Source organism: Burkholderia sp. Cy-637, from assembly GCF_011753175.1.
Taxonomy (GTDB): Bacteria; Pseudomonadota; Gammaproteobacteria; order Burkholderiales; family Burkholderiaceae; genus Burkholderia; species Burkholderia gladioli.
The window spans coordinates 1-22,518 of record NZ_VWWC01000077.1 but is presented as its reverse complement, the minus strand read 5'-3'; the positions used below and the strand labels follow the sequence as shown (position 1 = coordinate 22,518).

Sequence of the window (22,518 nt, the reverse complement as noted above, 5' to 3'; positions counted from 1 at the left end):
TCCGGAAGCCTTTCACCATGAACACGATCGCCGATTACCGCATCTATCCCCTGGTCAGCCCGCTGCAAGCCGTTCGAATGGAAGCCGGCCACCTGGCCGTGACCTGGGGCGACGGGCGCCTCAGCCCGTTCCACCATCCCTGGCTGCGCGACAACTGCCCCTGCCCCGACTGCGTGTATGCCGTGACGCGCGAGCAGGTATTCGAGATCGTCGACGCGCCCGAGGACCTGCGCCCAACGCAAGCCTGGGTGGACGAAGGCGGTGCGCTCGCGGTGCGCTGGGCCGATGGCCACGCGAGCCGCTTCGATCCGGGCTGGCTGCGCGCGCATGCCTACGACGCCGCCTCGCGCGCCGAGCGCCGCCGGGCGCGCGCCCGGCCGCAACGCTGGCGCGCCGGGCTGGCGCTGCCGGTGTTCGAGCACGACGCGGTGATGGAGGACGACGCGACGCTGCTGGCCTGGCTGGGCGCGGCGCGCGATGTCGGGCTCACGCAGTTGCGCGGCATGCCGACCGAGCCGGGCACGCTGGCGCGCCTGGTCGCGCGCTTCGCCTTCGTGCGCGAAACCAACTTCGGCACGCTGTTCGACGTGCGCTCCAAGCTCGATGCCGATAGCAATGCCTATACCGCGTTCAACCTGCCGCTGCACACCGATCTGCCGACGCGCGAGCTGCAGCCGGGGCTGCAGTTCCTGCATGCGCTGGTCAACGACGCGCGCGGCGGCGACAGCAGCTTCGTCGACGGCTTCGCGATCGCCGAGGCGATGCGCGAGGAAGCGCCGGATCTATACCGGCTGCTCTGCGAGGTGCCGGTCGAGTTTCGCAACAAGGATCGGCGCAGCGACTATCGATGCATCGCGCCGGTGATCGCGCTCGATGCGCTCGGCGAGATCGCCGAGGTCCGCTGCGCGAACTTCCTGCGCGGCGCCTTCGATGTCGAGGCCGAGCGGATGGAGGATTATTACCGCGCCTATCGTCGCTTCCTGGCGATGACGCGCGAGCCGCGCTTCCGCTTCCGGATGCGCCTGGAGGCCGGCCGCGCCTGGTGCTTCGACAACCGGCGCGTGCTGCACGCGCGCGATGCCTTCGATCCGGCCAGCGGCGCGCGGCATTTCCAGGGCTGCTACGTGGATCGGGACGAGTTGCTGTCGCGGATCCGGGTGCTGGAGCGACAGGCGGGAGAGCGGGCATAGCCGGGGCGGCTGGCGGGGCGGCAAGCCGCTGGCCGACCCGGGCAATCAGAACGCGAGTTCGAGGCGGCGAGCCTGGCGCAGCACAAGCCGGCGCCCGGCCCTCCTCAATCCATCGACAGCCGCGCCGCGAACGCGAACAGCGCGAGCGCGAAGGTATAGCGCTGCACCGTCTGCGCCAGCGGATGCGCGCGCATCCAGGCCGCGATCCGCGAGGCGCCGCTCACATAGGCCGAATCGAAGACGATGCCGGTAGCCACCAGCAGCGCGCCGAGCAGGCTGACCTGCAAGCCGACCGAACCCGCCTCGGGCCGCACGAACTGCGGCAGCAGCACCGAGCAGAACAGCAGCGCCTTGGGGTTCAGCAGGTTGGTCAGCAAGCCTTTCACGAAAGCCTGCCGCAACGCGCCGCTGCGCGCCGTGCCGGCTGCCGCCGCCGCGCTCATGGCGAACGGCGGCGAGCGGAAGATCTGCCAGGCCACATAGGCCAGGTAGGCCGCGCCGCCGTAACGCACCAGGTCGTAGAGCCAGGGCGCGGTGCGCAGCAGGGCCGCCACCCCGCAGGCCGACAGCGTCACATGCACGGCGCGCGCGATACCGAGCCCGGCGGCCGCCGCGAAACCGGGGCGCATCCCGCGGTTGATGCCGGTCTGCAGCAGCAGCGCCATGTCGGGGCCGGGCAAGGCGTAGATGGCGGCCAGCGCCGCGACGTAGAGGGCAAGCAGGTGGAGCGAAATCATGGTGCGGGAAGACGGCCAGGAAACGGTTGGACAGGTCTCGCGCGGCGCCGGGCCACGCTGGAAACGGCTTCCATCTTGCCCGTGTCGCCGGAGTGTTTTTGAGCCATTTACGGACGGCTCCACCCACATCCGAGCGTGATTCCTCTATATTCCCGAGATCGAACGAAGGAATCCCCTCCCACCATGAACGAGCTCGACAAAACCGATCGCGCCATCCTCGCCGCGGTGCAGCGCGACGGCCGCATCCCGATCGCCCGCCTCGCCGATTCGGTCGGCCTCAGCGAGACGCCCTGCGCGCGCCGCCTGAAGCGGCTAGAAACCGAAGGCTACGTGGAGCGCTATCGCGGCCAGCTATCGCGCAAGCGGCTCGGCTACGGCGTGGTGGCCTTCGTGCTGCTGCGCATCGCCGTGCACGACCGCAGCCTCGCCGACCGCTTCGAGCGCGAGGTGATGGCGATGCCGCGCATCCTCTCCTGCCACAACGTGTCGGGCTCGGCCGACTACCTGCTACAGGTGATCGGGCGCGACCTCGACGATTACGGCAGCTTCGTGCGCGACGCGCTGCGCGTGCTGCCGGGCGTCACTTCGGTGGAATCGGTGCTGTCGCTGCGCGAGGTCAAGGCCGACGAGGGCCTGCCGATCGGCTGAGCGGGCCGAGCGGGACGCGGCGGCGGCGAAAGGAGACGAGCCGCCCTTGGGAGCGCGGCCCGCGAAGATTCAGCGCGCAACCGGCACGCGCAGGTGGGCGCTGGCCAGGTCCTCGAGGAAGGCGGCCACGATCGGGTCCTTTTTCGCCCGGCGCGCCACCACCATGTGGAAGGTCACGTCGTAGTTGAGCAACTCGGGATTGAGCGGCGCCAGCAGCCCCTGGGCGACATAGGGCGCCGCGAAATGCTCGGGCAGGTAGCCGAGGTGGTGCCCCGAGAGGATCAGCAGCGCCACCGCCTCCATGTTGTCGGCGGTGCCGGTCACGCGGTCGGGCGAGGTCGAGAGCTGCGCCTCGGGCAGCGGGTAGGTCCGCCAGGCCCATTCGTGGCCGGCCACGTCGGCGGCGGCCAGGGCGCCCGCCTGCTCGAACAGCGCGTGCCCGCGCCCGCAATAGGCCACCTGCCGCTCGACGAACAGCGGCGTGTAGTCGAGCACCGGCACGCGATGCCAGAAATAGCCGACCGCGACCTGGATCTCGTCGCCGAGCAGCTTTTCCTCCAGGTCGCCCGGCGGGCGCACCGAGATCGAGAACTTCACCGCCTCGTCGCGGGTGCGGAACGCGGCGATCGCCTCGGCGATCCGCGCGTTCTGGCTGATCGGCGTGTGGCCGATCAGGCCGATGTTGAGCGTGCCCACCAGTTGCTTGTCCATATGGCGCGCGGCGCCGCCGAACTCGTCGAGCGCCACCAGCAGCTTGCGGCTCATGGCCTGGAAGCGCTCGCCCTTGGGCGTGAGCCGGAAGCCGCTGCGGCCGCGCTCGCAGAGCCGGTAGCCCAGGCGCGTCTCGAGCGACGACAACTGGGCGCTGATGGTCGACTGGCCGACGTTGAGCACCGCCTGCGCGGCGGTCACGCCGCCCGCGTCGGCCACCGCGAGAAACACCCGGATCAGGCGCAGATCCAGCGTCGACAGATTCCCCAGCACGAATGACTCCCCTTGTTTACATCGATTCCGATCGATGTTGACGTCGAAACCTTGGCATTTTTCCAGCCCGGCAAAGCGCGTACAACTGTGCGTCGCGCCGCGTCGAATGATACGGCGGCTATCGATCCACACGAAACAGAATCAACGAGACAGCTCCCCATGAACGATTCCCGCTACTTCCAGCCGCTCGGCGGCAACGAAATGCCGCGCAGCGGCGGCATCGCCACCATGATGCGCCTGCCGCACGTGCAGGACGCGGCCGGCCTCGACGTCTGCTTCGTCGGCGTGCCCTTCGACCTGGGCACCTCGAACCGCACCGGCGCGCGCTTCGGCCCGCGCCAGATCCGCTCGGAATCGGTGCTGCTGCGCCCCTACAACATGGCCACGCGCGCGGCGCCCTTCGATTCGCTGCGCATCGCCGACGTCGGCGACGTGGCGATCAACCCCTACAACCTGCACGACTCGATCGCCCGCATCGAGGCGGCCTACGACGCGATCCTCGCGCACGACTGCAAGCCGATCACGCTCGGCGGCGACCACACCATCGCGCTGCCGATCCTGCGCGCGATCCACCGCAAGCACGGCAAGGTCGCATTGATCCACGTCGATGCGCACGCCGACGTCAACGACACCATGATGGGCGAGAAGATCGCGCACGGCACGCCGTTCCGCCGCGCCGTCGAGGAAGGCCTGCTGGCCACCGACCGGGTGGTGCAGATCGGCCTGCGCGGCACCGGCTACGCCGCCGAGGATTTCGACTGGTGCCGCCAGCAGGGCTTTCGCGTGGTGCAGGCCGAGGCCTGCTGGAACCAGTCGCTGGCACCGCTGATGCGCGAGGTGCGCGAGCAGATCGGCGACACGCCGGTCTACATCAGCTTCGACATCGACGGCATCGACCCGGCCTACGCGCCCGGCACCGGCACGCCCGAGATCGCCGGCCTGACCGTGCCGCAGGCGCTCGAGATCGTTCGGGGTACCTACGGCCTGAACATCGTCGGCGCCGACCTGGTGGAAGTGGCCCCGCCCTACGATCCGTTCGGCACCACCGCGCTGCTCGGCGCGAACATCGCCTACGAACTGCTCTGCGCGTTCCCCGGCGTCAGGTATCGCGACTGACCGGTCAGCGCCGCACCAGCCAGCACCAGAAGAACCAGGAGGAGATGTCAAGATGCACACGCAAACGCCGGTCAGGCAACCTCGGCGGGCGGCACTCGCGTCGTTCGTCGGCACCACCATCGAGTGGTACGACTTCTACAGCTACGCCACGGCGGCCGCCATCGTGTTCGGCCCGCTGTTCTTCCCCGGCGAAAGCCGTCTCGTCAGCCTGCTCGCCTCGTTCGGCTCGTTCGCGGTGGGCTTCTTCGCGCGCCCGCTCGGTGGCCTGCTGTTCGGCTATCTCGGCGATCGCTACGGCCGCAAGCGCTCGCTGCTGGCCACCCTGCTGCTGATGGCCATCGCCACGGTGGCGATCGGCCTGCTGCCGACCTACGCGCAGGCCGGCGCGCTGGCGCCGGTGCTGCTGGTGCTGATGCGCGTGCTGCAGGGCATCGCGGTGGGCGGCGAATGGGGCGGCGCGGTGCTGCTGGCCGGCGAGCACGCGCCGGAAGGCAAGCGCACCTTCTTCGCCTCGTTCGCGCAACTGGGCAGCGCCAGCGGCCTGATCCTGTCGATGGTGGCCTTCGGCGCGATCAGCACCTTGCCGAAGGAAGACCTGATGAGCTGGGGCTGGCGCCTGCCCTTCCTGGCCAGCGCGGTGCTGCTGGTGGTGGGCTTCGCGATTCGCGCGAGCGTGTCGGAGTCGCCCGAGTTCATCGAGGTCAAGGCGAGCGGCGAGATGGCGGCCAACCCGGTGCGCGAGGCGCTGCGCCAGTGGCCGCTGCTGTTGCTCGCGATCGGCGCGAACGTCTACGGCATCGCCGGCGTCTATTTCAGCAACATCTTCATGATCAGCTACGCGACCCAGTTCCTGTCGCTGGATCGCTCGATGGTGCTGCATTGCATGACCATCGTGGCGGGCCTGCAGTTCGTGGTGCAACTCGGCGCGGCCTGGGTGGCGCAGCGCTTCGGCACCAATCGCGTGCTGCTGGCCACGGCCGCCTGGGCCGCCGTGGTGCCCTTCGTCATGCTGCCGCTGGTGCATGCCGGCACGCCGCTGAGCATCACGCTCGGCATCGGCCTCGCGACGCTGGCCGAATCGGGTTACTACGCGGTGGTGGCGGGCTTCGTCAGCGGCATGTTCGCGGCGCGGATCCGCTACACGGCGATCTCGATCTCGTACCAGGTCTGCGGCGCGCTGGCCGGCGGCCTGACGCCGCTGGTCGCCACCGTGATCGCGCAGAACAGCGCCCCGCAATGGTGGCCGCTCGCGCTGCAGTACACGGCGGCGGCGCTGTTGTCGGGCTTCTGCGTGCTGAAGATCGTGCGGCGCGGCGATGCCGGGCGGCTCGATCGTGGCCTGCACGAGCACGTCGGCAAGGGCGAGCTGCGCGCGGCGACCGCGGCGCGATAGCCCCATCACGCACGGCGCGCGCGGGCCGGCTCAGGCGGAATCGGGCCGGCGGCGCGCGCCGCTCGTATCTCAGCAAGCGGTATAACCGCCGTCCACCGGCAGCGAGACGCCGCTGATCATCGCGGCCGCATCGCTGAGCAGGAACAGGATCGGCGCCACCACCTCGGCCGGCTCGGCGAAACGCCCCAGCGGGATCGCCGCCAGCATCGGCGCGCGCCTGGCCGGATCGCTCCAGGCGAACTGCGCCATCGGCGTGAGCGTCACGGTCGGATTGACGCTGTTGACGCGAATCCCTTGCGGGCCCAGTTCCAGGCACAGCACGCGCGTGATCGCGTCGAGCGCGGCCTTCGAGGCGCAGTAGCTCAAATGTGCCGGCAGCCCGACCAGCGCGGCCTGGCTCGAGACATTGACGATGCTGCCGCGCCCGCGATCGGGCCGGCGTTCCCGCTCCAGCATCCCGCGTGCCACGGCACGCGCCACCAGCGCCGCCCCGCGCGCATTCACCGCCATCACCGTATCGAAGCTGGCAGCGCTCACCTCGAGCGCCGTCTCGAGCGAGGCGATCCCCGCGCAATTGACCAGGCCGTCGAAGCCGGCCAGCGGCGCGAGCGCCGCGTCGATGGCGCGCTCGTCGGCACCGACATCGAGCCGCAGCGTGTCGCAACCGGTGCGCGCCGCCAGGGCGTCCAGCGCCTGCCCATTGCGGGCTGCCGCCACCACCTGCGCGCCCGCCTGCGCCAGCGCCTCGACGCAGGCCTGGCCGATCCCGCTCGATGCGCCCGTCACGAGCACGCGCCGGTTCCGAAAATCGAATGCCGTCTTCATGATTGCCTCCTGCCTGGATCGCCGGAAAGGCCGTTTGCCTGCCCTCGCTCCGGCAGCGGGGACATCGGCTCGCCATCGTGCAGCAGACGTTCGAGCCGGCTCATCGCGCCCAGGTAGACGCGGGTCGGGATCGTGGCGAGCTGCGCGTCGTGCAGGCACAGCAGGCCGGTCAGCGCGGCGCGATCTGGCGGTTCGAGCCGCCAGATGCTGGAGCCCTCGGCGCGCTGCACGGCCGCGTCGAGCACCGCCTCGGCGGCATGGAAGCAATCGGCCGGCCCGGGCTCGCCCTCGGCTTCCCAGATCAGGTAACCGAGATAGAGCATGCCGCTCATCCGGTTCAGCGCGTGCCGATTGCCGGCTGCCGCGCAGCAGGCCTCGAAGGCCAGGTGATTGGCCAGCGAGGCCTGCCTGACATAGGGCGCCGGCAGCGGCAGATGATTCAGCCGCGCCAGCGCGGGGTTCGCCGCCCGGCGAGGTTTCCGCTTCATGACGCTTCGCCGCTTGATCAGTCGCCGCGCGCGAATTCCTCGCGCAGCAGCCGGTACAGGCGCCGGTAGCGCGCGAGCCGCGGCGCCAGCAGCTCGGCGCCGCGGTCGGGCCGGATCGTCTGGGCGATCGGCGGCGCCACGCAGACCGCCGACAAGGTGTCGTCGGTGGCGGCCAGCCGCGCGAGCCGGGCCGCGCCCAGCGCCGCGCCGACCGCGCCGTCCGCGTGCCGATGCATGGCGATGCCGGTCGCGTTGGCGCACAGCCGCGCCCAGAACGCGCTGCGCGAGCCGCCGCCGATGAAGGACACGGCCTCGAGTTCGGTGCCGGCCGCGCGCAACGCATCGTGGCCGTCGGCCATCGCGAAGGCCACGCCCTCCATCACCGCGTAGGCCAGGTCCTCGGCGCCATGTTCGTTCGTCATCCCGAAGAATACGCCGCGCGCGTGGGCGTCGTTGTGCGGCGTGCGCTCGCCGCCCAGGTAAGGCAGGAAGATCGGCGCGCGGGCGGCCGCGGCGCGTTCGGCACGCGCCGCCAGCTCGGCGGCGCTGCCGCCCTGCGCGCGCGCCAGCCAGTCGAGGCTGGCGGCGGCCGACAGGATCACGCTCATCTGGTGCCAGCGCCCCGGCAGGCAGTGGCAGAAGGCGTGCACGGCGGCATCGGGGTTCGGCGCGAAACGCTCGTTACCGGCGAACAGCACGCCCGAGGTGCCGAGCGACAGGAAACCGCCGCCGGCCCCGGTCACGCCCATGCCGATCGCCGAAGCCGCGTTGTCGCCCGCGCCGCCGGCGATCGTGACGGGCCCGGCGATGCCCCACTCGCGCCGCAGGCTGTCGCGCAGCTGCGCGGCCGCGGCATTGCCCTCGACCAGCCTGGGCATCTGCTCGACCGACAGGTCGCTGGCGGCCAGCATGCGCCCCGACCATTCGCGACGCGCGCAGTCCAGCCACAAGGTGCCCGACGCGTCCGACAGGTCGGAGACGAACTCGCCCGACAGGCGCCAGATCAGGTAGTCCTTGGGCAGCAGCACCTTGTGGATCGCGCGGAACACGGTCGGCTCGTACTTGGCGAGCCACAGCAGCTTGGGCGCGGTGAAGCCGGGCATCGCCATGTTGCCGGTGATGGCGCGCGACTCGGGCACCAGCGCCTCGAGCTCGACGCATTCGGCGCCGGCGCGCGTGTCGTTCCACAGCATCGCCGGGCGCAGCACCTGCCCGGCGCGGTCGAGCAGGGTCGCGCCATGCATCTGCCCCGACAGCGCGATGCCGCGCAGCGCGGCGAAACCGGCCGGATGCGCGGCCCGCACCGCGGCGATCGCGTCGAGCATCGCATGCCACCAGGCCTGCGGGCTCTGTTCCGACCAATGCGGATGCGGCCGGTCGAGCGACAGCGGGGCCGAGCCGGTCGCGAGCGGCACGGAATCGGCGTCGGTGAGGAGAAGCTTGACCTCGGAGGTGCCGAGATCGATGCCGAGGAAAGTCACGGATGCAGTGTCCTGTCTGGAGAGCGCCGCGGCGGACGCGGCAGGTCCGGCGCCTCGTCGCGGCTGTACGGTGTATTGAGCCGATGCAGGTCGCGGAACTTCGAGGGCGGCACCTGCTTCATGGCGAGGAACTGCCGATTGAAATTCGACAGGTTGTTGAAGCCGACGCGATAGCAGATGTCGGTGATGCTCAGCTCGGAGAACATCAGCAGCTCGCAGGCCTCGTTGATGCGCAGCCGGTTCAGGTAGCGCACGAAGGTCGAGCCCGTCTGGCGGCGGAAGAAGCGCGTGAAGGTGCTCACGCTCATGCCGGCGAATTCGGCCACGTCGGCCTCGCGCAGCACGCCGGGCAGGTTCTGGCGCAGGTAGGACAGCACCTGGTTGAGGGTCGAGGACATGTAGTGCTGCGCGTCGATCCGGTAGCCGGGGCCGGCCAGCACGCGCCGCTCGCGGCAGGAGGACAGCCGGTCGAACAGCGACATCAGGATCTCGATGCGCCGGCAGCCGTGCGCATTCGCGAGCTCGAGCATCAGCGGCGCCACCGCCTGCCCGACGCGATCGGGAAACTGCACGCCGCGCGCGGCCTCGTCGACCAGCGCGCTCACCGGCTGCAGTTCGCCGAAGGTGTCGACCATCTTGTCGATCGCGTCGCGCGAGAATTGCAGCACCACGTCGCGCGACGGCACCCGCTCGCCCTCGGCCAGCTCGCTGACCCAGTTGTGGGGCAGGTTCGGCCCGGTCACGATCAGGTTGCCCGGGCCGAAATCGCCGATGTGGTCGCCCACGAAGACCTTGCCCCGCGATGAGCGGATCAGGTGAATCTCGTACTCGGGATGGAAGTGCCACTTCGCGACCGCGTGCGGGTAGTCGTGCACCCAGGCGCGAAACGCGCTGTCCTGGTGGCTGGGGACGATCTCGAGATCCGGATTCATGTGCTGCTCCGTCTGCGGTTGCGCCGGCGTGCCATGGACGGGAGCCGGTCAACCCGCCGCGGCCAGCGCCGGCCCGGCCGCGTGCGCCTCGCGGCTCGCCTCCGGCAGCGCCAGGTTGCGCTCGGTGCCGGCGTCGAACAGGTGCAGCGCCTCCTCGTCGAAGCGCAACGCTAGCACGTCGCCCGGCGTGGGAGCCATCGGGGCCGGCACGAGGGCCGCCCACGACTGGCCCTGCCAGTCGAAGGTGACCAGCGCCTCGGCGCCGAGCAGCTCGACCAGCTCCACCGTGCCGGCCAGGCCCATGCCCTCGGCCGGCGTGCCGCCATCGGCCAGCCGCAGATGGTTGGGGCGGATCGCCACCTTCACCGCCTGGCCCTCGCCCAAACCGCACAACCCGGCCAGCCGCCGGGCCGACAGCGGCCAGCGCGCGCCGTTGCAGGCCAGCACGACGCGATTGCCGTCGCGCTCGATCGTGCCGTCGGCGAAGTTCATGGCGGGCGTGCCGACGAAGCTCGCCGCGAACACCGTGCGCGGCATTGCATAGAGTTCGGCCGGCGAGCCGATCTGCTCGATATGGCCGCCGCGCATCAGCACGATGCGATCGGCCAGCGTCATCGCCTCGAGCTGGTCGTGCGTCACGTAGAGCGTGGTGGTGGCGAGCCGCCGATGCAGGCGCTTGATGTCGCCGCGCAACTGGGTACGCAGCTTGGCGTCGAGGTTCGACAGCGGCTCGTCGAACAGGAACACCGCGGGCGTCTTGATCATCGCGCGCGCGATCGCCGCGCGCTGCTGCTGGCCGCCGGACATCGCGCGCGGCCGGCGATCGAGCAAGGCGTCCAGCCCCAGGATGCCGGCCACCTCGCGCACCCGGCGGTCGATCTCGCCGGCCGGCACCTTCAGGCGCCGCAGCCCGAAGGCGATGTTGTCGTAGACCGACATGTGCGGATACAGCGCGTAGTTCTGGAACACCATCGCGACGTTGCGCTCGCGCGAGGGCAGCTCGTTGACCACGGCATTGCCGATCACCAGCTCGCCGTCGCTGATCGCCTCCAGCCCCGCGATCATGCGCAGCATGGTCGACTTGCCGCAACCGGAGGGCCCGAGCAGCACGATGAACTCGCCGTCGGCGATCTCGAGGTCGAGCGGATGCAGGACGGCGGGGCCGCCCTCGTAGCGCTTCGACAAGGCCTTGCAGACGATACGTGCCATGGTTCAATCCATTTCGATCTGAATCTTCACGTCGCGCGGATGGGCGCTCGCGGCTTCCTCGAAGGCGCGGATGCCGTCCGAGAACGGGAAGGTCCGCGAGATGAACGGCTTCACGTCGATCGCCCCGGAGGCGATCAGCGCGAGCGCGCGCGGGAAGATGTTGGCGTAGCGGAACACCGATTCGATGCGCGCTTCGCGGGCCTGCAGCGCGACCACGTCGAGCGGCACCGCCTCGAGCGGCATGCCGACCAGCACCGCGCAGCCGCCGGGGCAAATCAGCTCGACCAGGCCGGCGTAGGCGCGGGCGCTGCCGCTGGCCTCGAACACCACGTCGGCGCCCCAGCCGCCGGTCAGCTCGGCCACCGTCGCGGCCAGCGACTGCGTGCCGACCTCGACCGGGGTGACCGCCGGATTGCCGGCGAACAGCGCGAGCTTGTCGGGCACCAGGTCGGCCAGGATCACGCGCGCGGCGCCGCCCGCCAGCGCGGCCAGCGCGGTCATCGCGCCGATCGTGCCGGCGCCGATCACCACCGCGATGTCGCCGGGCTTCATGGCCGCCTTCTTGGCGGCCTGCAGGCCGATCGACAGCGGCTCGACGATCGCGCCCTCGGCGAACGAGACGTTGTCGGGCAGGCGGTAGGTGAAGGCCGCCGGATGCACCACGTAGGGCGCGAGGCACCCGTGCACCGGCGGCGTGGCCCAGAAGCGCACGGCGGGATCGAGGTTGTAGAGGCCGCGCAGCGTGGCCGGCGAATCGAGCCGCGGCACGCCGGGCTCCATGCAGACGCGATCGCCCACGCGCAACTGCGTGACCTCGGCGCCCACCTCCACCACCACGCCGGAGGCCTCGTGGCCGAGCACCATCGGCGCGTCCACGCGGAACGGGCCGATCCCGCCGTGCGTGTAGTAATGAACGTCGCTGCCGCACACGCCGACCGTGTGTATCTTGATCCGGACATCGCCCGGTCCCATCTCCAGCGGCAGGTCGATGTCGCGCAGCGCGAGTTCGCGCGTGCGTTCGAGTACGAGCGCTTTCAAGGCATCCTCCTTATTTTCCCTTGACCATCGAATTGAGCAGGCGGCTGAGCATGCCGACGAAGACCAGCGGCGGCAGCGCCAGCAGGACCGTCGAGGCATTGATCACGCCCCACGGCACCTCCTGGCCCAGCGAGGTGAACGCCGAGGCGACCACCGGCAAGGTGGCGCTGCGCGACGAGGTCAGCGCGAGCGCGATCATCAGTTCGTTCCAGACCAGCACGAAGCTGAACACCACGCCGCCCAGCAGCGTGTTGGCGCAGACCGGCAGCGCGATATGCCAGAACACCGCGTAGGGGCCGTAGCCGTCGAGCGCGGCGGCTTCCTCGATCTCGCGCGGCAGGCGGCGGAACACCGGGATCGACAGCCAGGTGATGGTCGACAGCGTGACCAGCAGGTAGGTGACGATCATCGACAGCTTGGTGTCGTAGAGGCCCAGGTCGACCCAGATCGCGATCAGCGGCACGGCGATCGCCACCGGCGGCAGGAAGCGCAGCGAGAGCAGGAAGAACTGGATATCGCGCTTGCCGCGCACCGGGTAGCGCGCGATCGCATAGGCCGCCGGCACGCCGAGCAGCGCGCCGAGCGCGACCGAGGCGCCGACGATGGCGATGCTGTTGCCCAGGCCGATCATCACCTCCGGGCTCGACAGCACCTGGCGATAGTTGGCCAGCGTCGGCACGAACAGGAAACGCGGCGTGGGCGTGACGATGTCGAGCAGGTGCTTGAGCGAATTGAGCACCGCCCAGAACAGCGGGAACGCGGCCACCAGCAGGATCAGGCCGCCGATCGCGACGGTGCCGCCGCGGGAAATCAGTCGTCCCATTTGTTGACCCTCTTCCAGATGAGCGTGAAGACCAGGGTGGTGGCGACCATCATCAGCACCGCCATGCTCGATGCATAGGACACCTTGCCGGCCAGCCCGATGCCCTGCTGGTAGGCATAGAGGTCGAGCGTCTCGGTGCTGATGCCGGGACCGCCCTTGGTCATCACGTAGATCAGGTCGAACGAGCGCAGCGATTCGACCATCTTGATGAACACCAGGCTCACCAGCGGCGCCTTGAGCATCGGCAGCGCGATATAGGCATGCACCTGCCAGGTGGACGCGTAGTCGAGCCGCGCCGCCTCCAGCGGCTCGGGCGGCAGCGTCTCCAGCAGCTTGAGGATCACCACCGCGAAGAACAGCCCCCATTGCCAGACGTCGACCAGCGCGACCGCGTAGAGCGCGAAGTGCGGATCGGCCAGGAAGGCGGTGTTGTCGACGCCGAGCGTGCCGAGCAGCCAGCTCAGGATGCCGGTGAGCGGCGCGTACATGAACTTCCAGATGAAGGCCGCCGACACGCGCGGCAGCAGCACCGGCATGATCAGCACCAGCGCGGCGAGCCGGCGCCAGCGGCCATGCACGCGCTCGAACAGGAACACCGCCAGCACGATGCCGACCAGCACCGCGCCCGCGACGGTGACCAGCTCCCACAGCACCGACACCTCGATCGCGTTGAGGAAGCGCCGGTCCGAGGCGAGCCGCACGAAGTTGCGCAGCCCGACAAATTCGCTGTCGGGATAGCGCAGCACGCGGTTGTAGAGCGCGAGCCGGATCGCGGCGACGGTCGGCACCAGGCTCAGGATCGCCAGCAGCGCGAGCGTCGGGGCCAGGAACACCCAGGGCAGGCTGGTGCGTTCGCGGCCCCGCCGCGCGGGAACGGCCGCCCCCCGGCCGGCGAGCTTATTTGCGAGCGCCATGTTCGAGCGCGTCCTTGGCGTACTGGGCGGCGTCGTCGAGCGTGGCCTGCACGTCGGCCTGGGTGCCGGTGAAGACCTGCTCCAGCGCGATGCCGAGGTTGTCGCCGATATCGGGCCACTGCGGGGTGCGCCAGATGGTGACCTGGGTGACCGGGTTGGTGTCGTTCAGGCCGGCCAGGATCTGCGGCACCACGTGCTGCTTGAAGTAGGGGCTGGCGATCGTGCTGCTGCGGTTGTAGTCGCTGAACACGCCGTTGCGCAGCCGCGCCTGCTCCTGGTCCTTGCTGGTGGCCCAGGCGATGAAGCGGCCCGCGGCCATGCGCGTGCAGTCGTCCTTGGCGCCCACCGAGGAGATCGCGAAGCCGTGGCCGTAGGCGGCCGAGGGCAGCGGCGCGGGCGGGCGCGTATAACCGACCTTGCCGGCCACGCTCGACTTGCCGGGATCCTCCATCCAGTCCGCGAACGGCGTCGACTCGATCATGAAGGCGACCTTGCCCGAGCGGAACGCCTCCAGCGCGTTGCTCCAGTCGTAGGTGGCCGCGCCCGGCGGGGCGTACTTGAACAGCTCGCTGTAGAGCTGGGTGGCCTTCACCGCCGCCGGCGAGTTGAAGGCGGGCTGGCCGCTCTTGTCGGTCCAGGCGCCGCCCATGCCGAGCATGAACGGCGCCCAGCGCCAGACGTTCATGCCGGAGCCGCGCTGGCCGCGCGCCACCCAGCCGTACAGCCTGGGCGGCGCATTGAGCTTCTTGATCGCGGCGACCAGCTGGTCGAGCGTCTTCGGCACCGGGATGTGGGCGGCCTCGAGCAGGTCGCGGCGATAGAACAGGAAATCGCCCCCGCCGATCAGCGGCGCGAAGTAGGCCACGCCCTGGTAGCTGGCCACCGCGCGGCGCCCGGGCAGGAAATCGTCGTAGTCGTAGTCCTTGGGGTAGTACTTGAGCAGCGGCGTGATCCAGCCGGCCGAGGCGAATTCCGCGACGTTCGCCTCGTCGACGTAGTAGATCTGGTACGAGCCCGCGCCCGTCGAAGCGTCGAGGCGCGATTTCGCGCGGCGGTCGCTCTCGCCGAAATAGCTGATCTCGACGTGCGTGCCGCTCTGCTTCTCGTAGTCGGGCAGCGATTTTTCCATCACGGACAGGCCCAGGCTCTTCTGCGCGAGCACCCGCAGGGTCGGCACCTTGCAGACCTGCGCGCTCGCGATGCCCGGCAGACAGGCGCCCAGCAGCACGCCCGCCGCGACGAGTCGCATCTTGTTCATACGTGTCTCCTAGATTCTGCTTTGTTGGATCGCCGTCAGAACCGGCAGGGGCACTATAGGGTCGAGGCGGGCGCGCTCACTACGTCAAAACGCCAGGCGCGCCGATACTTTTTGGGCAGCCCTCGCGGGCAGGAGGCAATCGGGTATCGGCGGGAAAGGATGGGGGCGATGCGGGAGCAGCGTCCCGCGCCAGGGCGTGATGCCCGGGATGTCAGCCCGCCGCGCGCGTCATCGCGCGACGCAGCGCGGCATGGATGGCCGGCCGGTTGCTCTGCGAGGCGTTGAAACGCAGGTATCGCGTCGCGTTGCGCGACACGCTGAAGACATTGCCGGGCGCCAGCACCACGCCCTCGTCGAGCGCATGGCGCGCCACCACGGCCGCGTCCAGCCCTTCGGGCAGCTCGGCCCACAGGAACATCCCCGCGCGCGGCCGGATCGGCACCTCGAGGCCGGCCGCCGTCAGTTGCCGCAAGGTCTCGCTGCGCGCGTCGCCGAGCCGCGCGCGCAGGCCGTCGAGATGGCGCCGGTAGGTGCCGTCCACCAGCAGGCGATGCACCACGGCCGAACTGAGGCCGCCGTTGCCGAAGGTGGTGGCGAGCTTGAGGTCGATCAGCGGATCGATCCAGTCGCGCCGCGTGGCGATGTAGCCGCAGCGCACCGCCGCCGACAACGTCTTCGAGAAGCTGCCGATCGCGATCACGCGCGACAGGCCGTCGAAGGCCGCCAGCCGCGGCGCGGGCTCGATCTCGAAGTCGGCGAAGATGTCGTCCTCGACGATCAGCAGGTCGTGCTCGGCCGCCAGCATCAGCACGCGATGCGCGACGGCCGGCGCCAGCGTCGCGCCGGTCGGGTTATGGATCGCCGAGTTGGTTACGTAGAGGCGTGGGCGATGCTCGGCCAGCACCCGCGCGAAGGCTTCCGGATCGGGCCCGTTGGCGGTGTAGGGCACGCTGACCAGCCGCACGCGATGGGCACGCAGCAGCGCCTGGAAATTGAAGTAGCAGGGATCGTCGAGCACCACGGTGTCGCCCGGTTCGAGCAGGAAGCGGCACAGCAGGTCGAGCGCGTGGGTGCCGCCGTCGGTCAGCAGCAACTGGTCGGCCGCCGCCTCGATGCCGTGCTGCGCCAGCCGCAGCGCGAGTTGCTGGCGCAGCGCCGGCAGCCCGCGCGGCGCGCCGTAGTCTGCCAGGTCGACCTGCGCGTCGCGCGCCACGGCCCGCAGCGCGCGGCGCACGCCCTCGTCGGGCAGCCAGGCGGCCGGCAGCCAGCCCGCGCCGGGCTTCAGCGCATCGCTGCCGGCTTCCAGCGATTGCCGCGTCAGCCACAGCGGGTCGAGCTCGCGGTCCAGGCTCGGGCCCACGTCGGCCAGCGCGAACGGCGGCGCGTGGCCGGCCACGAAGAAACCGGCGCCGCGCCGGGCCGATAGCGCGCCCTCGGCCACCAGCCGGTCATAGGCCTCGACCACGGTCGATTTCGATACGCCGAGCAGCTCCGCCATCGAGCGCACCGAAGGCACGCGCGCGCCCGGCATCAGGCTGCGACTGGCGATCCGCGCCCGCAGCGTGGCCATCACCCGCGCGACGCGGCTGCCCGTGGCCGCGGGCTCCGCCGCCCTCACCCCTTTTTCGCTCGCCATCTGTCCGGCTCCCCGATCAGTACAGTTTCCCTGGATTGTGCTGATCCGTAGCTTAACCTGGACGTCCCGGCATGGGATGCTGGAACGCTCCTCCTTCCATTCATTCGACGGATGCGCCATGCAGAACTCCACCCAAGGCTGGCTGAACGGTTTCCTCGGTGTCCTGATCTTCAGCGGCTCGCTGCCGGCCACGCGGATCGCCGTGCACGGCTTCGACCCGCTGTTCCTGACGGTGGCGCGCGCGGCGATCGCCGGGCTGCTGGCGATCGCCCTGCTGCTCGCCTTCCGCGAATCGCGGCCGGCGCGCGTCGACCTGCTGCCGCTGGCGATCGTCGCGTTCGGCGTGGTGGTCGGCTTTCCGCTGCTGACCGCGCTGGCGCTGCAGCACATCACCTCGGCGCACGCGATCGTGTTCGTCGGGCTGCTGCCGCTGGCGACCGCGATCTTCGGCGTGCTGCGCGGCGGCGAGCGTCCGCGCGCGGCCTTCTGGCTGTTTTCGTCGATCGGCAGCGCGGCGGTGGTCGCGTTCGCGCTGCGCGACGGCATCGGCGCCTCGCCGCTGGGCGACCTGCTGATGGTGGCGGCGATCCTGGTCTGCGGGCTCGGCTACGCGGAAGGCGCGCGCCTGTCGCGCAAGCTGGGCGGCTGGCAGGTGATCTCCTGGGCGCTGGTGCTGTCGCTGCCGCTGATGCTGCCGGTCGCGATCGCGATGCGGCCGGCCTCGTTCGCCGCGATCGAGGCGCCGGCCTGGTGGGGGCTGGCCTATGTGTCCCTGTTCAGCATGCTGATCGGCTTCGTGTTCTGGTATCGCGGGCTGGCGCTCGGCGGCATCGCCGGCGTCGGCCAGTTGCAGTTGCTGCAGCCCTTCTTCGGCTTCCTGCTGGCCGCCTGGCTGCTGCACGAGGCGGTGCCGGCCTCGATGCTGGTGGTGACGGCGGTAGTGGTGGCCTGCGTGGCCGGCGCGCGGCGCTTCGCGGGGGCGCCGGCGGCGCGGCCGGCGCGCTGAAGCCGACGCCGCCCGAGGCGGCCAGGGGGCACGGCAGCAAGCGGTATGCGCGGCGCGATCATCGCCCGCAATCGAAAGCAGAACGAAAGACATCGGGCGGCTTCCTGCAATGTCATCAAACTGCCTAAGTCGCGGCGCTAGGATCGGGCGATCCCCGCAACCCACCTCCCCCTGCCCGCCATGAATCAACCTGCGTCGTCCTCAGTCGACCTCGGCCGCTCGCGGCATCTCGGTCTGGTGATCTTCTTCGTCGTGCTGGTCGCCGGTGGCGCCTACGTGCTCAGCCACCTGCTCGCCGACCTCGCCCCGGTCGGCGAACATTCGATCTTCCCCTACCTGCTGCTCGGCACGGCGCTGCTGATCGCGCTCGGTTTCGAGTTCGTCAACGGCTTCCACGACACGGCCAACGCGGTCGCCACCGTGATCTACACGCATTCGCTGACCCCGAACGTCGCCGTGGTCTGGTCGGGGCTGTGGAATTTCGCCGGGGTGCTGCTCTCCAGCGGCGCGGTCGCGTTCGGCATCCTGCAACTGCTGCCGGTCGAGCTGATCCTGCAGGTCGGCAGCGGCGCCGGCTTCGCGATGGTGTTCGCGCTGCTGATCGCGGCCATCGTCTGGAACCTCGCCACCTGGTACTTCGGCCTGCCCTCCTCGAGCTCGCACACGCTGATCGGCTCGATCATCGGCGTGGGCCTGATGAACCAGCTGATGCACGGCGCCTCGGGCACCAGCGGCGTGGACTGGAGCCAGGCGCTCGGCGTCGGCAAGTCGCTGCTGGTCTCGCCGATCGTCGGCTTCCTGTTCGCCGGCCTGCTGCTGCTGATCCTCAAGGCCGTGCTAAAGGTGCCGGCGCTCTACAAGGAGCCGCCCAAGGACCAGGCGCCGCCGTTCTGGATCCGCTGCCTGCTGATCCTGACCTGCACCGGCGTGTCCTTCGCGCACGGCTCGAACGACGGCCAGAAGGGCATGGGCCTGATCATGCTGATCCTGATCGGCACCGTGCCGACCGCCTATGCGCTGAACAAGGCCGTCACGCCGGCCGAGTCGCAAACCTTCATCGCCGTCGCGCACCAGGCCGCCTCCTCCTTCGGCAAGTACACCAACGGCATCGCGGCGCCGGCCAACTCGCGCCAGGCGGTCGAGACCTATGTGCAGACGCGCGAGCTGAAGCCGGAAACGCTGCCGGCCGTGCAGCAACTGTCGAACTCGCTGGCGGCCGCGGTCGGCTCGACGGGCTCGATCGCGAGCGTGCCGCAAGGCGATGTCGACAACCTGCGCAACACCATGTACCTGGTGTCGGAAGCGATCCGCCTGATGGAGAAGGCCAAGCAGCCGGCCTTCTCCGCCGACGATCACGCCGCGATCGACAACTATCGCCAGCAGCTCGATCACGCCACCAAGTTCATCCCGACCTGGGTCAAGGTGGCCGTCGCGCTGGCGCTCGGCCTGGGCACCATGGTGGGCTGGAAGCGCATCGTGGTGACGGTCGGCGAGAAGATCGGCAAGCAGCACCTGACCTATGGCCAGGGCGCCTCGGCCGAGGCGGTCGCGATGATCACGATCGGCGCCGCCGACATGTACGGGCTGCCGGTGTCGACCACCCACGTGCTGTCCTCGGGCGTGGCGGGCACCATGGCGGCGAACGGCTCGGGCCTGCAATGGTCGACCGTGCGCAGCCTGATCCTGGCCTGGGTGCTGACGCTGCCGGCCTCGATCGCGCTGGCGGGCCTGCTGTATTGGGTGTTCCACTCGCTGTTCTGATCCGGCACGCCGGGCGCCGTGCATGACGGCGCGGAAATACAGCGCAAGAATCGGGGCGCGTCGCGCCCCGCCGGTCGATAGGATGGTCGCCCTGACGTATGGATGCGGAGCGCCATCATGACTGCCTGCCCCGAGCGACGCCGCGCGGCGTCGTTTCCCTCCCCGCTCGATTGGGTCGATCCGGATCCGGTGCTGGCCGGCGCACTCGCGCCGGCCTCGCTCGATTGGGCCGCGATTCGCGACGCGCTGAACGCGCATGGCGTGGCGGTCGTGAAAGGCCTGCTGGATCGACGCGCCTGCGATGCGCTGATCGCCGCTTATGACGACGAGGCGCGTTATCGAAGCCGGGTGGTGATGGCTCGTCATGGCTTCGGTCGCGGCGAGTATCGCTACTTCGCCTATCCGTTGCCGGATGGGCTGGCTCGCTTGCGTCGCGAGATGTATGCGCCGCTCGCGCCGATCGCCAACGACTGGCATCGCGCGCTCGGCATCGAGTCGCGCTTCCCGGCCGAGCACGAGGCCTTTCTCGCGCGCTGTCATGCGGCCGGCCAGTCGAGGCCCACGCCGTTGATCCTGCGCTATGGGGATGGCGACTACAACTGCCTGCACCAGGACCTGTATGGCGAGCACGTGTTTCCGCTGCAGGTCGCCGTCCTGCTGTCCCAGCCGGGCGAGGATTTCACCGGCGGGGAATTCGTGCTGACCGAGCAGCGGCCGCGCATGCAGTCACGCGTGGAGGTGGTGCCGCTCGCGCGCGGCGATGCGGCGATCTTCGCCGTGCATGGACGGCCGCAGCAAGGCGTGCGCGGCGTCTATCGCGTGAATCTGCGGCATGGCGTGAGCCGGCTGCGCAGCGGACATCGGCATACGCTGGGCCTGATCTTCCACGACGCCGAGTGAGTCGGGTTCAGGTCTTCGACATGCTCGCGCGCAGGCGATCGCCGGCATTGGCGGCGAGACGCGCGTAACCGGGCAGCGTCAGCAGCGCGAGCACGCCGGCGGCCAGAAAGGCCCAGCGGAAATCGGCCATCACGTAGTGCGTGCCGGTTTCGTCGCCGCGCATCAGCGAGGCGAGGCGCAACGACATCGCGCCGAAAGCGATGCCCATGCCGATCGTCATCTGCTGCGCGGCGCTCGACAGCGTGCTGGCGGCGCTGGTCTGCTTCGGCGGAACGTCGGCGAAGGCCAGGGTGGCCAGCGTCGAGAACTGCATCGAGCGCGACAGGCCATAGACGAACACCACGAACAACGTGATCACCAGCGGCGTGGAGGCCGTGAGCCAGCCGCAGGCGATGGTCGCGAAGCCGGCGATCGTGACGTCGACCAGCGCGACGCGGCGGAAGCCGAAGCGGTCGAGAATCCACGAGGTCAGCGCCTTCATGCCGAGATTGCCGGTCGCGCTGGCCAGCAGCAGCAGGCCGGACTGGAATGGCGACATGCCGAAGCCGACCTGGAACAGCAGCGGCTGCAGGTAGGGCACCGCGTTGATCGCGATCCGCGTGATCGAGCCGGTGAAGACGGTCACGGAAAAGGTCGGCACCTTCAGCGTGCTGAAATCGAGCAAGGGATGCGGCGTGCGCTGCGCGTGCCACCAGGCGAGCGCACCGAACACGACGGCGGCCACGATCAGGCCCAGCGCTTCCATGAAGTGCGCATCCTGCTGGCCGAGCGCTTCGGTGCCGCACAGCACGCAGGTCAGTGTCGCGCCCGACAGGATGAAGCCGAGCCAGTCGAGCGGACGTGCTTGCTCGGCGCGTTCATTCCTCACCAGCAGCAGCACGCAAACGAGCGCGGCGATGCCGAGCGGCACGTTGAGCAGGAAGATCCAGCGCCAGGATGCGTAGGTGGTGATGAAGCCGCCGACGGGCGGCCCGACCACGGGAGCGACGATGCCCGGCCAGGTGATGGTCGCGATGGCGCGCATCAGCTGGGCCTTGTCGGTGCTGCGTACCACGATCATGCGGCCGACCGGCACCATCATCGCGCCTCCGATGCCCTGCAGCAGACGCGCGGCCGTGAAGGTGCCGACGCCGTCGGACATGCCGCACAGCACGGATGCAATGGTGAAAACGGCGATGGCGGAGCCGAACACGGTACGCGAGCCGAAACGATCGGCGATCCAGCCGCTGATCGGAATGAACACGGCGAGCGCCAGCATGTAGGCGGTCATGCCGAGACTGAGCGCATTCGGGCCGACGCCGAACGACCTGGCCATCTGCGGCAAGGCGGTGGCGATGACGGTCGTGTCGAGATACTCCATGAAGAACGTGGCGGCCACGAGGTACGGGAGGAAACCTGTCGTCGGGCGACGATCCACGTTGGAGTCGGTCATGCGCTTGATCGAGCGGAAGATGGTGGGAGCCGGCGAGACGTGCCGAGCGGCGATGGTACTCCCGAATGATACGCACGCGAGCTTTCGCCCGCGTGTCGATGCGGGTTTTATCGACGACGCGGGTCCATCAGGACTGCATTCATTCAAGAATTCGGGAAACGCGCGACGAAGGTGCCGCGCGCGGCGACGCTCAGACCTCGGTCGCCAGCAGCGCGTCGCGCTGGTCCTGCGTCAGCAGCTCGAGTTCGACGCTCGATTCGCCGTGGAAAATCATCGAACCATATACCTCAGCGAGACAACTGCTCGCGCTGTCGAGCGCGTAGTCCTCGTCGATCTCGGCGGGCAGATGAATTTCACGCCATGCATTGATCGCGGATTCGATCCTCACGATGGAAATCGGCTGGGTCGTCTTATCGCTGGAAGTTGCAGTCATGGTTCCTTGCTGATTATCCCGCTTGATGGCTGCGATTAATCGGCGAATAAATCGCGAATCAGACGGGGCAATTGAATTTGACCGGATGGCGGATGCAATTCGTTCCGCATCGGGGACGCGTAGCATACCATCGCGCGCGACTAATCCAGACGGGGATAAGGGATTTGAATTGGATTAGTTTCTGGCGGCTGGAAAGACAAAACCCCCGCTGCCTAGGGCAACGGGGGTTGTCATGAGGGAAGCCTGACGATTACCTACTTTCACACGGGCAATCCGCACTATCATCGGCGTGGAGTCGTTTCACGGTCCTGTTC

General features: G+C 69.4%; 21 protein-coding genes. 7 read left to right on the top strand and 14 right to left on the bottom strand.

Annotation, left to right across the window (positions count from 1 at the left end):
* Positions 1-17: 17 nt before the first annotated feature.
* Positions 18-1,190 (top strand): gamma-butyrobetaine dioxygenase, encoded by a 1,173-nt coding sequence (locus tag F3J10_RS20070; protein ID WP_166913876.1) that lies wholly within the window; start codon positions 18-20, stop codon positions 1,188-1,190.
* A 104-nt stretch (positions 1,191-1,294) separates the two neighbouring features.
* Here F3J10_RS20070 and F3J10_RS20065 read toward each other — a convergent pair whose 3' ends face one another.
* The gene (locus tag F3J10_RS20065; RefSeq protein WP_025100721.1) at positions 1,295-1,927 is read right to left on the bottom strand and encodes a LysE family translocator; all 633 of its coding nucleotides are present in this window, start codon (positions 1,925-1,927) and stop codon (positions 1,295-1,297) included.
* A gap of 183 nt (positions 1,928-2,110) precedes the next feature.
* Between F3J10_RS20065 and F3J10_RS20060 the strand changes: the two genes are divergently transcribed.
* Positions 2,111-2,575, top strand: coding sequence for an Lrp/AsnC family transcriptional regulator (locus F3J10_RS20060; RefSeq protein ID WP_025100722.1), 465 nt, complete (start codon positions 2,111-2,113; stop codon positions 2,573-2,575).
* A 69-nt stretch (positions 2,576-2,644) separates the two neighbouring features.
* Here the strand turns inward: F3J10_RS20060 and F3J10_RS20055 are convergent, their stop codons facing one another.
* Entirely contained in the window at positions 2,645-3,559 is a 915-nt protein-coding gene (locus F3J10_RS20055) for a LysR family transcriptional regulator (protein WP_167242837.1), read from the bottom strand.
* A 159-nt stretch (positions 3,560-3,718) separates the two neighbouring features.
* On the opposite strand from F3J10_RS20055, the gene speB reads away from it, so the two are divergent.
* Positions 3,719-4,675 (top strand): agmatinase, encoded by a 957-nt coding sequence (gene speB / locus F3J10_RS20050; protein ID WP_167242836.1) that lies wholly within the window; start codon positions 3,719-3,721, stop codon positions 4,673-4,675.
* Between the two features lie 52 nt (positions 4,676-4,727).
* Positions 4,728-6,068: an MFS transporter gene (locus F3J10_RS20045; RefSeq protein WP_166913874.1), complete on the top strand. Its 1,341-nt coding sequence runs from the start codon at positions 4,728-4,730 to the stop codon at positions 6,066-6,068.
* A 69-nt stretch (positions 6,069-6,137) separates the two neighbouring features.
* Here the strand turns inward: F3J10_RS20045 and F3J10_RS20040 are convergent, their stop codons facing one another.
* The 10 genes from F3J10_RS20040 to F3J10_RS19995 form a co-directional block, all read right to left on the bottom strand.
* Positions 6,138-6,893 (bottom strand): SDR family oxidoreductase, encoded by a 756-nt coding sequence (locus F3J10_RS20040; RefSeq protein ID WP_167233716.1) that lies wholly within the window; start codon positions 6,891-6,893, stop codon positions 6,138-6,140.
* Positions 6,890-7,381 (bottom strand): hypothetical protein, encoded by a 492-nt coding sequence (locus F3J10_RS20035; RefSeq protein WP_167242835.1) that lies wholly within the window; start codon positions 7,379-7,381, stop codon positions 6,890-6,892. The genes F3J10_RS20040 and F3J10_RS20035 overlap by 4 nt, the downstream gene beginning before the upstream one ends.
* A gap of 17 nt (positions 7,382-7,398) precedes the next feature.
* The gene (gene xylB / locus F3J10_RS20030; protein ID WP_167242834.1) at positions 7,399-8,862 is read right to left on the bottom strand and encodes a xylulokinase; all 1,464 of its coding nucleotides are present in this window, start codon (positions 8,860-8,862) and stop codon (positions 7,399-7,401) included.
* Entirely contained in the window at positions 8,859-9,794 is a 936-nt protein-coding gene (locus tag F3J10_RS20025) for an AraC family transcriptional regulator (protein ID WP_029951112.1), read from the bottom strand. Before F3J10_RS20025 ends, xylB begins: the two co-directional genes overlap by 4 nt.
* A 48-nt stretch (positions 9,795-9,842) precedes the next feature.
* Positions 9,843-11,003 carry a sn-glycerol-3-phosphate ABC transporter ATP-binding protein UgpC gene (gene ugpC / locus F3J10_RS20020; RefSeq protein ID WP_167242833.1) on the bottom strand — a complete coding sequence of 387 codons (1,161 nt, stop codon included), beginning with the start codon at positions 11,001-11,003 and terminating at the stop codon, positions 9,843-9,845.
* 3 nt (positions 11,004-11,006) lie between these two features.
* Positions 11,007-12,041, bottom strand: coding sequence for an NAD(P)-dependent alcohol dehydrogenase (locus F3J10_RS20015; RefSeq protein ID WP_025100729.1), 1,035 nt, complete (start codon positions 12,039-12,041; stop codon positions 11,007-11,009).
* 10 nt (positions 12,042-12,051) lie between these two features.
* On the bottom strand, positions 12,052-12,864 hold the full coding sequence (locus F3J10_RS20010; RefSeq protein ID WP_036029128.1) for a carbohydrate ABC transporter permease: 813 nt from the start codon (positions 12,862-12,864) through the stop codon (positions 12,052-12,054).
* Positions 12,852-13,778 carry a sugar ABC transporter permease gene (locus F3J10_RS20005; RefSeq protein ID WP_167242832.1) on the bottom strand — a complete coding sequence of 309 codons (927 nt, stop codon included), beginning with the start codon at positions 13,776-13,778 and terminating at the stop codon, positions 12,852-12,854. Before F3J10_RS20005 ends, F3J10_RS20010 begins: the two co-directional genes overlap by 13 nt.
* Positions 13,762-15,036 (bottom strand): sugar ABC transporter substrate-binding protein, encoded by a 1,275-nt coding sequence (locus F3J10_RS20000; RefSeq protein WP_167242831.1) that lies wholly within the window; start codon positions 15,034-15,036, stop codon positions 13,762-13,764. The genes F3J10_RS20005 and F3J10_RS20000 overlap by 17 nt, the downstream gene beginning before the upstream one ends.
* Positions 15,037-15,247: 211 nt before the next feature.
* Positions 15,248-16,606, bottom strand: coding sequence for a PLP-dependent aminotransferase family protein (locus tag F3J10_RS19995; RefSeq protein ID WP_167242840.1), 1,359 nt, complete (start codon positions 16,604-16,606; stop codon positions 15,248-15,250).
* Positions 16,607-16,790: 184 nt separating this feature from the next.
* Here F3J10_RS19995 and F3J10_RS19990 point away from each other — a divergent pair, with 184 nt between their 5' ends.
* From F3J10_RS19990 to F3J10_RS19980, 3 genes are all read left to right on the top strand, one after another.
* The gene (locus F3J10_RS19990) at positions 16,791-17,678 is read left to right on the top strand and encodes a DMT family transporter (RefSeq protein WP_167242830.1); all 888 of its coding nucleotides are present in this window, start codon (positions 16,791-16,793) and stop codon (positions 17,676-17,678) included.
* A gap of 180 nt (positions 17,679-17,858) precedes the next feature.
* Positions 17,859-19,439, top strand: a complete 1,581-nt coding sequence (locus tag F3J10_RS19985; protein WP_167242829.1) for an inorganic phosphate transporter — start codon at positions 17,859-17,861, stop codon at positions 19,437-19,439.
* A 117-nt stretch (positions 19,440-19,556) separates the two neighbouring features.
* Entirely contained in the window at positions 19,557-20,339 is a 783-nt protein-coding gene (locus F3J10_RS19980; RefSeq protein ID WP_240154765.1) for a 2OG-Fe(II) oxygenase, read from the top strand.
* A gap of 7 nt (positions 20,340-20,346) precedes the next feature.
* Here the strand turns inward: F3J10_RS19980 and F3J10_RS19975 are convergent, their stop codons facing one another.
* Both F3J10_RS19975 and F3J10_RS19970 read right to left on the bottom strand, forming a co-directional pair.
* Positions 20,347-21,771, bottom strand: coding sequence for a DHA2 family efflux MFS transporter permease subunit (locus F3J10_RS19975; protein ID WP_167242828.1), 1,425 nt, complete (start codon positions 21,769-21,771; stop codon positions 20,347-20,349).
* A gap of 190 nt (positions 21,772-21,961) precedes the next feature.
* Positions 21,962-22,204 carry a DUF3717 domain-containing protein gene (locus tag F3J10_RS19970; RefSeq protein WP_013689375.1) on the bottom strand — a complete coding sequence of 81 codons (243 nt, stop codon included), beginning with the start codon at positions 22,202-22,204 and terminating at the stop codon, positions 21,962-21,964.
* Between the last annotated feature and the right edge of the window lie 314 nt (positions 22,205-22,518).